This is a genomic window from Arthrobacter stackebrandtii (assembly GCF_017876675.1).
Taxonomy (GTDB): Bacteria; Actinomycetota; Actinomycetes; order Actinomycetales; family Micrococcaceae; genus Specibacter; species Specibacter stackebrandtii.
The window spans coordinates 488,099-501,406 of the sequence record NZ_JAGIOI010000001.1 but is presented as its reverse complement, the minus strand read 5'-3'; the positions used below and the strand labels follow the sequence as shown (position 1 = coordinate 501,406).

Annotated in this window: 11 protein-coding genes; 9 read left to right on the top strand and 2 right to left on the bottom strand. The window is 67.7% G+C overall.

Features of this window, described 5'->3' with window-relative positions:
* Nucleotides 1-9: 9 nt before the first annotated feature.
* The gene (locus JOF48_RS02035; protein WP_209676843.1) at nt 10-747 is read right to left on the bottom strand and encodes a TIGR03089 family protein; all 738 of its coding nucleotides are present in this window, start codon (nt 745-747) and stop codon (nt 10-12) included.
* Nucleotides 748-1,139: 392 nt separating this feature from the next.
* Here JOF48_RS02035 and JOF48_RS19825 point away from each other — a divergent pair, with 392 nt between their 5' ends.
* From JOF48_RS19825 to JOF48_RS02020, 3 genes are read left to right on the top strand one after another with little or no spacing between them, the layout of a single operon-like run.
* Nucleotides 1,140-1,661 (top strand): WhiB family transcriptional regulator, encoded by a 522-nt coding sequence (locus JOF48_RS19825; protein WP_425353732.1) that lies wholly within the window; start codon nt 1,140-1,142, stop codon nt 1,659-1,661.
* Nucleotides 1,662-1,687: 26 nt separating this feature from the next.
* On the top strand, nt 1,688-5,044 hold the full coding sequence (locus JOF48_RS02025) for a glycosyltransferase (protein WP_342591126.1): 3,357 nt from the start codon (nt 1,688-1,690) through the stop codon (nt 5,042-5,044).
* 1 nt (nt 5,045) lies between these two features.
* Nucleotides 5,046-7,106 (top strand): DUF5719 family protein, encoded by a 2,061-nt coding sequence (locus JOF48_RS02020; RefSeq protein ID WP_209676841.1) that lies wholly within the window; start codon nt 5,046-5,048, stop codon nt 7,104-7,106.
* A 70-nt stretch (nt 7,107-7,176) separates the two neighbouring features.
* On the opposite strand, the gene JOF48_RS02015 is transcribed toward JOF48_RS02020, so the two are convergent.
* Nucleotides 7,177-7,719 (bottom strand): metallopeptidase family protein, encoded by a 543-nt coding sequence (locus tag JOF48_RS02015; RefSeq protein ID WP_209676839.1) that lies wholly within the window; start codon nt 7,717-7,719, stop codon nt 7,177-7,179.
* Nucleotides 7,720-7,826: 107 nt separating this feature from the next.
* Between JOF48_RS02015 and JOF48_RS02010 the strand changes: the two genes are divergently transcribed.
* The 6 genes from JOF48_RS02010 (at nt 7,827) to JOF48_RS01985 (ending at nt 13,274) form a co-directional block, all read left to right on the top strand.
* The gene (locus JOF48_RS02010; RefSeq protein WP_342591125.1) at nt 7,827-8,222 is read left to right on the top strand and encodes a DUF3499 domain-containing protein; all 396 of its coding nucleotides are present in this window, start codon (nt 7,827-7,829) and stop codon (nt 8,220-8,222) included.
* Between the two features lie 130 nt (nt 8,223-8,352).
* On the top strand, nt 8,353-8,532 hold the full coding sequence (locus JOF48_RS02005; protein WP_209676836.1) for a hypothetical protein: 180 nt from the start codon (nt 8,353-8,355) through the stop codon (nt 8,530-8,532).
* A 95-nt stretch (nt 8,533-8,627) separates the two neighbouring features.
* On the top strand, nt 8,628-10,118 hold the full coding sequence (gene ahcY / locus JOF48_RS02000) for an adenosylhomocysteinase (RefSeq protein WP_209676834.1): 1,491 nt from the start codon (nt 8,628-8,630) through the stop codon (nt 10,116-10,118).
* Nucleotides 10,119-10,139: 21 nt separating this feature from the next.
* Nucleotides 10,140-10,931, top strand: a complete 792-nt coding sequence (locus JOF48_RS01995) for an MBL fold metallo-hydrolase (RefSeq protein ID WP_425353697.1) — start codon at nt 10,140-10,142, stop codon at nt 10,929-10,931.
* 640 nt (nt 10,932-11,571) lie between these two features.
* The gene (locus tag JOF48_RS01990; protein WP_209676831.1) at nt 11,572-12,534 is read left to right on the top strand and encodes a metal ABC transporter substrate-binding protein; all 963 of its coding nucleotides are present in this window, start codon (nt 11,572-11,574) and stop codon (nt 12,532-12,534) included.
* A complete protein-coding gene (locus tag JOF48_RS01985; protein WP_209676829.1) occupies nt 12,531-13,274 on the top strand; it encodes a metal ABC transporter ATP-binding protein in 744 nt (247 codons plus the stop codon). Before JOF48_RS01990 ends, JOF48_RS01985 begins: the two co-directional genes overlap by 4 nt.
* Nucleotides 13,275-13,308 lie beyond the last annotated feature (34 nt).

Here is a 13,308-nt window from a genome sequence, read left to right as displayed (position 1 = left end):
CCGCAGGGCTCAGCCTTCGGTGACGTTCTCGCTGCTTCGCAGCGCGTCCGTGGCCTCCACGCCGTCGCCCAGCAGCACCACCGATCCGCCCGCGGCCCAGGCCTTCAGTGCCTGGGGAACGACGGCGCCCCAACCGTCCCGAGCCTGCAGCAGCACCCGCCGGGGTGCTTCGGCGGGCTCCGCAGCCGGCAGCAGCTGCGCATAGTTGGTTTCCGCCACAGCGCCGCCGTCGCCGTTTCGCCAGGCGGCGTCACTGCCGCCAGGCTCGGCGTCGGGGAAAAACTGATCCCCGTGGGAGCGCACATCTCCGCAGTAGTCCAGGGTGCGCGGAGGGAGCTCGCCCATCCAGCGCATGGCCAGGGCGGGCAGCGCAACCGCCACGACCAACGGGGCCGGTGAGGCGCCGGCCAGGCGCACGTGGGCCGCAGCCGGGTCCGTGGTGGCCACGATCTCCGCCCCGCCCGCCACCTCGCCCGTGGCAACCGTGGCGCCAACTGCCCAGCCTGCCAGCAGCCACACCATGGAACGCCAGTGCAGCGGGAGGTCCAGCGCAACGACCTGGCCGGGTTCGGCGTCGAGCTCATCAACCAGGTAGTTGGCGGTCTTCGCCACCCAGTTGTCCAGCACCCGGCCGGAAAATTCCACCCGCTCGCCCTCTGCGCCGTACCAGGACAGGCGCGGGGATGTGGCGTTCAGGGTACGAAAGGCGTCGAGGAGGGCAGCTGGCGTGTGCGGAAGAGGGCTCATGCTTGCAATCTTTTCATGCGGAAGGCGTTTGCCGCGCGGACCGGCGGATGGAGACCATCGATTGGATGAATTAAAGGCCGCTTCATGATCTGAGTCACATAGCAGCACGGGCATACTTGAGGAAGAGATCACAAAAACCACGGGATGCTCGGTAATTCATCCGATGTTCACCCGGTTCAGGTGATTACATGCGCCTGTGGTGATATGTGGGCATGGGCGTGGCGTGGAGGAACTTCTTACGCATTGGTGGTTATCATCACTGCCGCTTGACGAATGGGACTTACACGGATGTAATTAGACGCACGATCCGCTGTAAGTGGCACTAAACCCGCACACTGTGGGATCCGGTAATCCGGATAGTGGTTTCGGCAGCAACATTCAGGAGGACGACTGTGGGGCAAGCTCAGCTGAGTGTGACAAATTTTCATAATGATGCAACGGCGGCGCAGGCTGCCGTCAACTACGGCACACGGGGAGTGCCGAGCGACTGGTATGTCGATCCGGCCGACCCAGGTGCGGCGGCATTCCATGAGCAAGCAAACCGTGCCGCGCTGGAAGATGCGGCCTCGCTGTTCCTTTCCACGCATGAGGCCGGCGAACCAGCCGTGGCCCATCCCGTGGCGGCACCGGGCGTCGATGACGACGCCATGTGGCTGGGACTGGCGCCAGGCCTTGACGACTTCGGGGATGAAGGTGAACTAGGCTGGCAGACTGATGCCTTGTGCGCACAGACCGACCCGGAGGCGTTCTTCCCTGAAAAGGGCGGTTCCACCCGGGATGCCAAGAAGGTTTGCGGCGCGTGCAACGTTAAGGCACAGTGCCTTGAATACGCTCTGGCCAATGACGAGCGGTTTGGAATCTGGGGTGGCCTGTCGGAGCGTGAGCGCCGGCGGCTGCGGAAACGAGCGGTCTAATTCTTGATGCAGTAAAAGTCACCGCCGTGGTGGTTGCCCACAACGGCGGTGCTTACCTCCCGAAAGTTTTGGCCGCGCTTGCTGCCCAAACCCGTCCTGCGGACCAGGTGCTGGCCGCCGACACGGCGTCCACAGACAACTCGGGGGAGTTGCTGCGCAAGGAGCTTGGCGAACGCCAGGTGATATCGCTTGACGGGCGCAAAGGTTACGGAAGCGCCGTCGACGCCGTCCTGGCACACCAGGTGCGCCTGCGCGCGGGGGCCGTTGCCCCTGCCCGCAGCGGCAACGGCGGCGTTGCCGTGCTGGAACCGGCCGCAGCGGGCAGCAATGAATGGATCTGGCTGCTGCAGGACGATGCCGAGCCGGCCCCGGACGCGCTCCGGCTGCTGCTCGAGGCAACCGAACGCGCCACCACCGCCACTGTTGTTGGCTGCAAGCAGCTGGACTGGGACAACCACCGGCGGCTCGTTGACGTGGGACTGTGGGCCGACAAGTGGTTTGACCGGTTCACGCTGGTGGGCATCGACGAGCAGGACCAGGGCCAGTACGACGACCACGCAGACATGTTCGCCGTCAACACCGCCGGCATGCTGGTGCGCCGCGACGTCTTTGAAAAATTGGGCGGCTTCGACCCAGCCCTTCCCGGGACCGGGGATGACCTGGACTTTTGCGCCCGCGTCCGGCTGCAGGGGGACCGTGTCCTTGTGGTCCCGGACGCCCACATGTACCACGTGGCCCACCGGCCGGAGGGGGCGGGGTCGGCCGTCGCCGCCCGGAAGGCCGGTATTTTCCTGCGGCTCAAGCACGCTCCCGCCGCGGCGGTGCCGTTCCTGGCCGCCGGCACCTTTCTTGCCGCGCTGTACTGGCTGGTGGCCGGTTTCGTCCTGAAGGCACCCGGCCATGCCGTGCGCATGTTTGCCGCCACCTGCTCCGGGCTGCTGCGCCCCGTCACACTGTTACGCAGCCGGCGGGCGCTGGCCGCCCAACGGACCAAGCCGCGGTCCAGCCTCCGCGGACTGATGGTGAACGGCCGCGTTGCCAGGGCCCACCTGAAGATGCTGCGCGAGACCCTGGATCCCGACGAGGACCCCTCGCAGGATCCGGGCACCGGCCCCACCATCCTTGAACCAACCGGCGAGACGCACCATCAGGCCGTGGCACCGCTGGCCCCCGTCAAGACCTCGCCGATCGTCAGCGCCCTCGCGCTCACCGTGCTGCTGGCCATCCTTTCCGTTCTGGCGCTGTCCCGCTTCCTGGGGGCGCCCGCCCTCACCGGAGGGGCGCTGCTGCCCGTCTCCGCACAGATTGGCCAGGTCTGGGCGCATGCCACCAGCTGGTGGGCATCGCTCGGTTCCGGCCTGCCCGGCGCCGCCAACCCCTTCAACTTTGTGCTCCTGGTGTTGTCCGCCCTGGGCGGCGACGGCTCCTCTGCCGTGGTCTGGCTGGTGGTGTTGGCGCTGCCGCTGTCCGCCTTTACCGCCTGGCTGGGCGCCGGAGCCCTGACCCTGCGGCGCTGGCCACGCGTGGTTGCCGGACTGCTCTGGGCCGGCGTGCCAGTGCTGCTGGTGGGCGTTGGGCAGGGACGGCTTGGCGCCGTCGTGGCGCACATTCTCATCCCCCTCGTCATGCTGGGGCTCATCCGTGCCGTGGGTGCCGCCGCCGCGCCGGAACCCAGGACGGTGCTCATTCCCGGCGCTCTAGCCGGTTCCGACACCGTGGTCATCACCAAGCTGGGCCGTCCCGGCGTGGGCGGGAACCCCTCGTGGACCGCCGCCGCCGCTGCCGGCCTGGCCCTCGCCGCGGCCACCGCCGCCGCCCCGAGCCTGTTCCCCGTGGCCGTGGTGGGCATTGTGCTGGCCGCCGTGTTCACGGGCCGCCGCGGCAAGACCATTTGGTGGGCGCTCATCCCGCCGGCCGCACTGTTCCTGCCGCTGGGCTGGTCCGCATGGGAGAACCCCCGGGCGCTGCTCGCCGACCCCGGCATGCCGCTGGTGTCCTTCCCCGGACCGGCCTGGCAGCAGCTGCTCGGCTTCCCCGACCAGGTGGACCCGGGCCTGGGGCTCCCCGGCCTGGGCGATTTCGCCACGGCACCATGGCTCGGCTGGGTGGCCGTCGCCGTCATTGGGGCACCGCTGGTGCTCGCGGCGGCAGTGGCGCTGGTGCTGCCCCTGCGCCGCACCCGACTGGTCCGCGTGCTCTGGCTCGTGGCGATGCTGGGCCTGGCTGCCGCCTATGCCGGCAAGTTCATCGCCGTCGCGTTCGACGGCGTCAATCTGGTGACGCCGTTCAACGGGCCCGCCATCTCTCTCGCCTTGTTTGCGCTGCTGGGTGCGGCCCTCCTTGGTTTTGACGCGCTGGCCCGCCGCGCCTGGGACGCCGGTGCAGACACCGGCCGGCACCGAATGGCCAGGACCATGGCCGCCGTGCTCTCCGTGCTGCTGGTGGCAGCGCCCGTGGCCAGCCTGGGGCTCTGGAGCACCCAGCAGTTCACGGGGCAGCTGTCCGCAGCCTCCTTGACGGGGCCGTTCCTGCCGCAGGCCGCCACAGTGGGCATCATCCCCGCCACGGCCGCGGATCGTGGCACCGGCCCCGAAGCCAGCCGCACCCTTGTGCTGACCGTGCTGTCCGGCGGCGGCGTGCACGCCTCACTCATGCAGGGCGAAGGCACCACGCTTGACGCCACCAATGTGGTGGCGGGTGCAGCCAGGATTTCCGGACCGCCCGGCGAGGAACAGCTGGCCCCCGTTGATGCGGCCACCGCCGTCCTTGAGGGCAGCGTTGCCACGATTCTCTCCAAGTCCGGGATCGACCCGCGGCCCGGCCTCATTGAACTCGGCGTGGGCTTTGTGGTGCTCCGCCCCGGCGACACCGCTGCCGAACTGCTGGCCGGCGAGTTGGAGGCCGTGCCCGGCCTGGACACCGTGGGCCCCACGGAATCCGGCTGGCTCTGGCGGGTCAAGCCCAACTACAAGGACCCCGGCAGCAGCGATGTCATCAACCGGGTCCGGCTGGTCGATGCCGACGGGGCAGTGGTGGCACCCGTGGCATCCCTCGGCCAGTCGGTGGTCGCTGCAATCCCGGCCGCCGACGGCGCACGCCGGGTGGTCATGGCTGAGCGTTTCGACGCCGGCTGGGAAGCCACGCTGGACGGTGCACCCCTGAAGGCGGTCGCGGCCGGCTGGGCGCAGGCCTTTGAACTGCCGGCCGGCGCCGGGCAGCTGGAGATCCGCTACGTCGAGCCCATGAACCTGGCGATCCGCGCCGTGCAGCTGGTGCTGTTTGGCCTGACACTGCTGTTGGCGCTGCCCGTCCGGGCACGCCGCGGCCGCACCGGTGCGTACCGGGATGAAGCATCATTGCAAAGGGTTGGTCGAGGTGCCTGACATGGACAACATCCGCAAGCCGAGCGTTCCCGGCGAAGTGCAAAGGCTCCCTGAACGGCCCGCCGCGAAGGAGGCTCCCGCAGCCGACCCTGCAACCGGCAGCGCCACACCCGCCGCCGCGCCTGCACCCGGTGATGCCGCGCCCGCCACCGTGGTGCCGCCCACCGCATCCGGCGGCGCCACCACCGCCGACGCCGCGTACGCCATGCTGGGCGCCACGGCAGGTCAATCCCCGGCCGGAAAGCACGCACCCGACACCGTGCCTGACAACGCCACACCGAAGGCTGCCGCCGAGAACGCCAAGCCTGGCGCCGACAAGGCCACACCTGGCACCAAATCGGGCACCAAGCCGGATGCCACACCGGACGCTGCGGCCACGGCAGGAGAACCCGTGCAGCCCCAGTCCCGGCGGCGCAGGGCCCGCCCGGCGGCGCCCGAGCCTGCCCTGGCCGGGCAGGGGAAAAGGCGGGACGGGAGCAAAACCAAGATTCGCCGTCGGTGGCCTGCAGTAGTGGCTGGAACCACAACCCTCGCCGTGGTGGCCGCGGCGGTGGCGGCCGGGACGCTGTATCCGGGCGTCAACGCCACGGCGCAGACGGAAATCCTGCCCCACCAGCTGCCGGTGGGTGACGCCACCTCCAACTGCCTGGGTCCCACGCAGCTGCTGGCCGGTGCGGCCGAAGGCGCTGACCCGGAATTTGCCGCCGGCTCCTCCACCACCACCACGAAACTGAGCACAGTGGTCCTGAGCAAGGCCGACGGCGGGCTCCCCGCAGCGAGCGTGCAGTCGCTCGACGGGGCATTCTCACCGCTGTTCACGCTGTCGGAGGAGGCTGTGGCCGATGCCGGTGCGAAGACGGTGACGGGCGAGCCGAAGATGCGCGCCAAGGTGCTGCGCGGGCAGGACGCCGGGGCGCCGTCCGCGCTGCGCATCACACCGCTGGGCGGCGAGGTGCCGCAGGGCGCCGGCGCCGTGGTGGTCCAGGCCGGCGACGGCGACCTTACCGGGCTTGCCGCCGCCACCTGCCAGACCCCGTCCAACGAGTTGTGGCTCACGGGCGCCAGCACGGCGATCGGCCGCACGGCCGTGCTGTCGCTGTCCAACTCCTCCCCGAGCCCCGCCACGGTTTCCCTGGAGCTGTTCTCCAGCCAGGGCCCGGTGCAGACGGCGGGCGGCAAGGGGCTTGTCGTGGCGCCGGGCACTGTGCGGCAGGTGGTCCTTGCCGGGCTGGCGCCCGACCAGGACCTGCTGAGCGTGCAGGTCAAGAGCACCGGCGGCGCCGTGGGTGCCGCCATCCAGCAGTCGGTCCTGCGCGGGCTCACGCCCGGCGGCGTGGACTACATCGCCCCCGTGCAGGCGCCTGCCACTGAGCTGGGCATTGCCGGCGTGCGGGTGCAGGACCCGGCCGCGGCAACCAAGATTTACGAGCAGGACGGCTACGCCGACGCGTCCACGGCCCTGCTGGTCACCGTCCCCGGCGCCCGCGACGCCGTCGTGGAGGTCAAGGCGTACGGCCCCAAGGGCCAGGTTGCGCTGCCGGACGGCGGCGTGTTCACTGCCCTTGCCGGTTCCGTCACCCCGCTGGAGCTGAAGGGCCTTCCCGAGGGCGACTACTCAGTCAGCATCTCCTCGGACGAGTCCGTGGCGGCCACGGTGCGCATGGTCAACTCCACGAAGCCCGGCGATGCCGTGGACGTGGCCTTCGCGCCCTCGACCGACCGGCTGGGAAGCTCCCAGCTGATGGCCGTGCCGGCGGATGTTGCGTCGTCGCTGGTGTTCACTGCGCCCTCCGGCGCCGCGACACTGCGGCTGGTGCCCATTGCCGAAGACGGGACGCTGGGCAAGGCCAAGGACCTTGACCTGAAGGCCGGCACCACACTGTCCGTGGATCCGCGGGAAACCCTGGGCGGGCAGACAGCGGCCGTGCTGGTGTCCGTGGCGGGTGCACCAACGTTTGGTTCGCAGTTGCTGTCCACGGAGGATTCGGCCGACATCGCCGTGCTTCCCATTCCGGGCGCCACCTCCGGCGGCGGAGCCATCAAGATCATCACCGGCTGGTAGCCCTCCCGGACTGGCGCATGCGCCTGCCTGGGGTGCTGGCGCGCGGATCATGGTCCAAGGGCCCGGCGGGTCAGTGCCCCCGGTATCGGCGGAACAACGGGTCCACGGTGTCCGGATCAATGTTGAGCAGCCCGGCCACCTGCTCAATCATGACCTCGTGGATCAGCTCCCGGACCTGTCCGGGGGTGTCGCAGAGGGCCTCCACCGGGTGGCGGTAGATGGCAATGACCGCCAGCTGCTCGGGCTGGCCTGCCGCGGCAGGCATCTCCCGGGTGTACTTGCCCAGCGGCGCCGATTCCCCGGATGCCACGAGCGACTCCAGGTCGCTTGGAATCTCTTCCACGAGCCAGCCCACGTTCCCCAGGGCCGCAGGCCACAGCTCACGCAGCCTCTCGGCGGAGTCCACCACCAGGTCCTCAAACTTTTCGGCCCGGGTGCGCGCGCCCGGCAGGTCCTGCGGCAGCAGCGGTCCGCGCAGCCCACGGCCGTGGCGGTCGCGGCGGCGCCTGGCGAACGGCCGGGGCGCAGCAGAGGCGGCCGGCCCGCCGTCGGGAGCGTCCGGAACAAGCGATATGCGCAGCGAATCATCGCCGCGGCTGGTGTTGAACTGCATCAAATCTCCGTGGACTCCATCAATTCACTCTAGGCCCCCTCGCCAGCTAAGGGGAAATGGCGGCACAAGGGGGAAATATTGGCGCGGTAAGGGTAGTGTGGGGAACCGTGGGAACCCTTCGTCAATGCACCAGATCCGCCTGCCGTGAACCGGCCGTGGCAACTTTGACGTACGTGTATGCGGATTCTACGGCGGTGCTTGGCCCCCTGGCCACCTTTGCCGAGCCGCATTGTTACGACCTTTGTGCCAAGCATTCGGCCCGGCTGACCGCCCCGCTGGGCTGGGAAGTCATCCACCTGGCGCGGTCGGACAAGCCCCCGGCACCCGGCCCCGACGACCTTTTGGCACTGGCGGACGCGGTGCGCGAAGCCGCCAATGCCTCCCCGGGCGACGCCGGTGCTCCCGCCGCCATGCGCCAGCCCCGCACCACCCTGGAGCCGCCCGAAGGCGCTGCGGCGGGCGAACCCGGGCGGCGTGGCCACCTTCGCATTTTGCGTGACTAGGAATGGCCGGCCGCCGTGCGGCCCGGCATCCACCACAACGTGCGGTCCTGAACAAAAGGGTCCTGCGCGACTAGACTGAAAAGCCCCGCGCCACCGGACTGCGGCGGGACATCCCTGAAGGAAGAAGACCATGGCGAACATCAGCGAAGAATTGCTGGCAATCCTGCGGTGCCCCGTCACCGGATCCACACTGGTCCAGGACGGACAAAGCCTGCTGAGCACCGCCAACGGGCCTGAAGGCACGCCATTGCGCTACACCATTGATGAGGGCATCGCCCTTTTGCTGCGCCCGGAGCAAATCACGGCCTGAGCCGGCTGCACCCGGCCGAACCCGGCCCCACCCGCCGGGCCCCGCCGCACAACTCAATACGCAACCTCCTCTTATTCGCATTCGAAGGACGTTTCATGAGCCACGCAGCAGCACCCCAGGTCCCGGCAGGATACAAGGTGGCCGACATCGGCCTGGCTGAGGCGGGCCGGCACCAGATCCGCCTGGCAGAGTTTGAAATGCCCGGGCTCATGAGCCTGCGCGCCGAATTCGGGGACAGCCTGCCGCTGAAGGGCGCCCGCATTGCCGGCTCGCTCCACATGACGGTCCAGACGGCAGTGCTTATTGAAACGCTCACCGCGCTGGGCGCCGAGGTCCGCTGGGCCTCCTGCAACATCTTCTCCACACAGGACGAAGCCGCGGCCGCCGTCGTGGTCGGCGACGGCACCCCCGAACACCCCTCCGGCGTCCCGGTGTTCGCGTGGAAGGGCGAGACCCTGGAGGAATACTGGTGGACGGCGCAACAGATCTTCTCCTGGCCCGGCTCGGCAAGGGACCCGGCCAAGGGGGCCAACATGATCCTGGACGACGGCGGCGACGCCACCATGCTGGTCCACAGGGGCGCCGAGTTTGAGGCTGCCGGACGCGTTCCCGACACCACGGAGCAGGACTCCGCGGAGGGCGCCGTGTTCCTCGCAGCCCTGCGCGACTCCCTCAACCAGGACCCCCGGAAGTGGACGCGCACCGCCGCCCAGATACGCGGCGTCACGGAGGAAACCACCACCGGCGTCCACCGCCTGTACCAGCTGGCCGCCGGGGGCAGGCTGCTGTTCCCGGCCATCAACGTCAACGACTCCGTCACGAAGTCCAAGTTCGACAACAGGTACGGCATCCGCCACTCCCTCCCGGACGGCATCATGCGGGCCACGGACGTGCTCATCGGCGGGAAGGTCGCCGTCGTCTGCGGCTACGGCGACGTCGGCAAGGGTGCGGCCGAGGCGCTGCGCGGCCAGGGCGCCCGCGTCATCGTCACCGAAATCGACCCCATCTGCGCGCTGCAGGCCGCCATGGACGGCCACCAGGTGGCGCGGCTGGAATCGATCATCGGCCAGGGCGACATCTTCATCACCGCCACCGGCGGCACGGGCATCATCACCGCCGCCAACATGCTGGCGATGAAGGACAAGGCGATCGTGGGCAACATCGGCCACTTCGACAACGAGATCGACATGGCCGGGCTCTCCCGTCTGGGCAACGCCACCCAGGTGGAGATCAAGCCGCAGGTCCACGAATGGGTGTTTGACCGCGGCACCGCCCAGGAGCGCTCCGTCATCGTCCTGTCGGAGGGCCGCCTGCTGAACCTGGGCAACGCCACCGGCCACCCTTCATTTGTCATGTCCAACTCCTTCACCAACCAGGTCATCGCCCAGATGGAGCTCTTCGCCAAGGCAGGCACGGGGGAGTACGGCACCGGTGTGCACGTGCTGCCCAAGATCCTCGACGAGAAGGTGGCGCGGCTCCACCTGCCCGCCCTCGGCGTCGAACTCACCGAGCTGAGCGCACAGCAGGCCGCATACCTCGGACTCGACACTGCCGGGCCCTACAAGCCCGGCCACTACCGCTACTAGACGTCCGCAAAGGGGAACACAGTGAACACGGCATGGGAAAACATCGGCACCCTGGTGCGTCGGCGGCGGGCGGACAACCCCGGCCCCATGACGCTCGACGGCACCAACAGCTACGTCCTCTCCGCCCCGGGCGCCGCCGGCGTGGTGGTGGTTGACCCCGGCCCGCTCCTGGAGGACCACCTCGCCGAACTGGCCGCAGCCGGAACAGTGGAGCTCATCCTCGTCACCCACCGGCACGGCGACCACACCGACGGCAGCGCCCGCCTGCACGAGCTCACCGGCGCCCCCGTGCGTGCCGCGCTGCCGGAGTTCTGCCACGCCGGAAATTCCCTGCACGACGGCGAACTCATCCATGCGGGCGGGCTCGCCGTCGAGGTGCTCGCCACACCGGGACACACGTCCGACTCCCTGTGCTTTGCGGTGGCGGGCCCCGGCGCGAAACAGATCGTCCTTACCGGCGACACCATACTTGGCGCAGGCAGCACTGTGCTCGACTACCCGGACGGAACCCTTGGCGATTATCTGGATTCCCTTGAACTGTTGCGCCGGCGGGGGAGCGCGGCCCCGACCTCGGCACTGCCCGGTCACGGCCCCGTGCTCGCAGACCTGGCCGCGGCGGCGGAAGGCTACCAGGCCCACAGGGCCGAGCGGATCGCCCAGGTGAAGGCCGCCGTCGAACAACTCCAGGGGGATGCCACGGAGTTCCCCACGGTGGAGGCGGTCACCGCCGTTGTTTACGGCGACGTGCCAGCAAACTTGCAGGGCGCGGCGCGGCTTTCCGTCCAGGCACAGCTGGACTACCTGCGGGGCTGACACAGCCCAAAAGTTGGCCTTCGACGCACCAACGTGGAGGTTGGGCTGGTGCGGCGTCCAAAGGAAGACGCGATTCCGAGATTAGCCACTTGAATCGAATGCTGACGTCCCTGGATTCTGCCACGTCTGGCGGGCAATTGGTCGAAGGATCCGCTGTTCGCACTGCACTGGCAATCGCGTGGCAGGGGCAGGACAAGACGCCCGAGTTTCAAGGCAACCCAGCCGAATTGCAGTCGATTCATGACACGATCCGCAAGTATCGAAATACTACGGTCGCCCACGCACAGCCCGAGCCCACCAGGCCAATATCAATCGCACTGCTGGACGTAAGCGGCAGAGTGCGCGACGTCCTGAGATATCCGCTCATGCAACCGGTGCCCGTCACCGCGGCAAGGGAAACCGACCGGCTTGTTCGAAGGATGAAAAGCAATCCTTGATGAAGCCGCCATCTTTCTGCGAGTCAGAATCCAAACCCACCCATCCTTGGCCCGTTCAAGGCCCGGCACCCACAGCTCTACGGGGCAAGGGGGCCTCAAGTTCTTCATCCAGCCCCAAGCCTCACAAAGCCATACCCCCACCATATGCGGTTTAGGGCCGCCGTATTTTGATATTTCGGTATGCCTCAATTACGCTGGGGGGCATGTTCATTCACCGTCTCCGTCCTGCGTTTCTCCTTCGGTCATCCCTGGCAGCCGGGATTGCCGCGATCGCTTTGGTTATACCGGCGTGCAGCCCTGCCAGCGACACCATGAAGGCCGTGGGTGAAGACCGTCCGGTGGTGCTGACAACCTTCACGGTGTTGGCTGATATCGCCCAAAATGTGGCCGGGGACAGGTTGGTGGTCGAATCCGTCACCAAGGCGGGGGCTGAGATCCACGGCTATGAGCCCACACCGGGGGATATCCGGCGGGCCGGCAAGGCTGACTTGATCCTTGACAACGGCCTGGGGCTGGAGGCCTGGTTTGAGAAATTCGTGCAGGACCTCGACGCACCACACGTAGTGGTATCCGACGGCATCGAGGTGGTTGACATTGCAGAGGACAAGTACAAGGACCTGCCCAATCCGCACGCATGGATGTCACCGTCCAACGTTCACATCTACGTTGACAACATGGTGGACGCCTTCAAGGAGCTAGACCCCGCCAATGCTGCCCATTTCGAGGCCAACGGTGCCGCCTACAAGGGAAAGCTGCAGGCTGTGCAGGATGAGCTCGTGAATGACTTGTCCGTGCTTCCCTCCAACCAGCGTGCCTTGGTGAGCTGTGAGGGTGCGTTCTCCTACCTGGCCCGGGACGCCGGGCTGACCGAGAAGTACATTTGGGCCGTCAATGCTGAGCAGCAGGCCACTCCGCAGCAGATCGCCGGGGCTATTGACTTTGTCCGCGCCAATGATGTTCCGGCCGTTTTCTGTGAGTCCACCGTCTCTGCCGCGCCCATGGAGCGCGTCGTCGAGGCCACCGATGCCGTATTCGGAGGGACTCTCTACGTGGACTCCCTGTCGGAACCCGGCGGTCCCGTACCCACCTACCTGGATTTGATCCGTCACGACGCCAAGGTCATTGCCGAGGGCCTGACCGGCACGAGCAAGGAAGTGAAACCATGACCGCAGCCATCGAGGTTGACTCCGTCAGCGTCCACTACGGAGACGTCTTGGCCCTTGACCAAGCCACGCTGCGGCTTGAAAAGGGCAGGATCTGTGGCCTGGTGGGCATGAACGGCTCGGGGAAGTCCACACTGTTCAAGGTGATCATGGGCTTGGTGAAGCCGGACACTGGCACGGTCACCATAGCGGGCGGGTCGCCAGCCAAGGCCCGGAAGTCCGGCGTCGTGAGCTATGTCCCGCAAAGTGAAGACGTGGATTGGCAGTTCCCGGTCTCCGTCCACGACGTTGTCATGATGGGCCGCTACGGCCATATGGGACTTACCCGCCGTCCCCGCCGGGTTGACCGGGCAGCAGTAGCCGATGCCCTGGAACGAGTGGGGCTGGCGAACTTCGCCCAGCGGCAGATCGGCCAGCTCTCAGGAGGCCAGCGAAAGCGGGCCTTCGTGGCTCGCGGCATCGCCCAGAATGCAACCACACTGCTGCTGGATGAGCCATTTGCCGGCGTCGACAAACGGTCCGAAGCCACCATTTGTACTTTACTGAGTGAATTGGCGGGGGACGGGGCGACCATACTCGTCTCCACGCACGACCTGCATGCCCTGCCTGATCTGGCCGACGAAGCAGTGCTGCTCATGCGCCGGGTCCTCATGCATGGAGTGCCGGCCGAGGTATTGCAGCCGGAAAACCTTGCCCTGGCCTTCGGCCTCGACGTCATGAACCGAAAAGGATCCCAGTTGTGAGCATCTTCGAATTCCTGCTGGAGCCCTTCGGCTT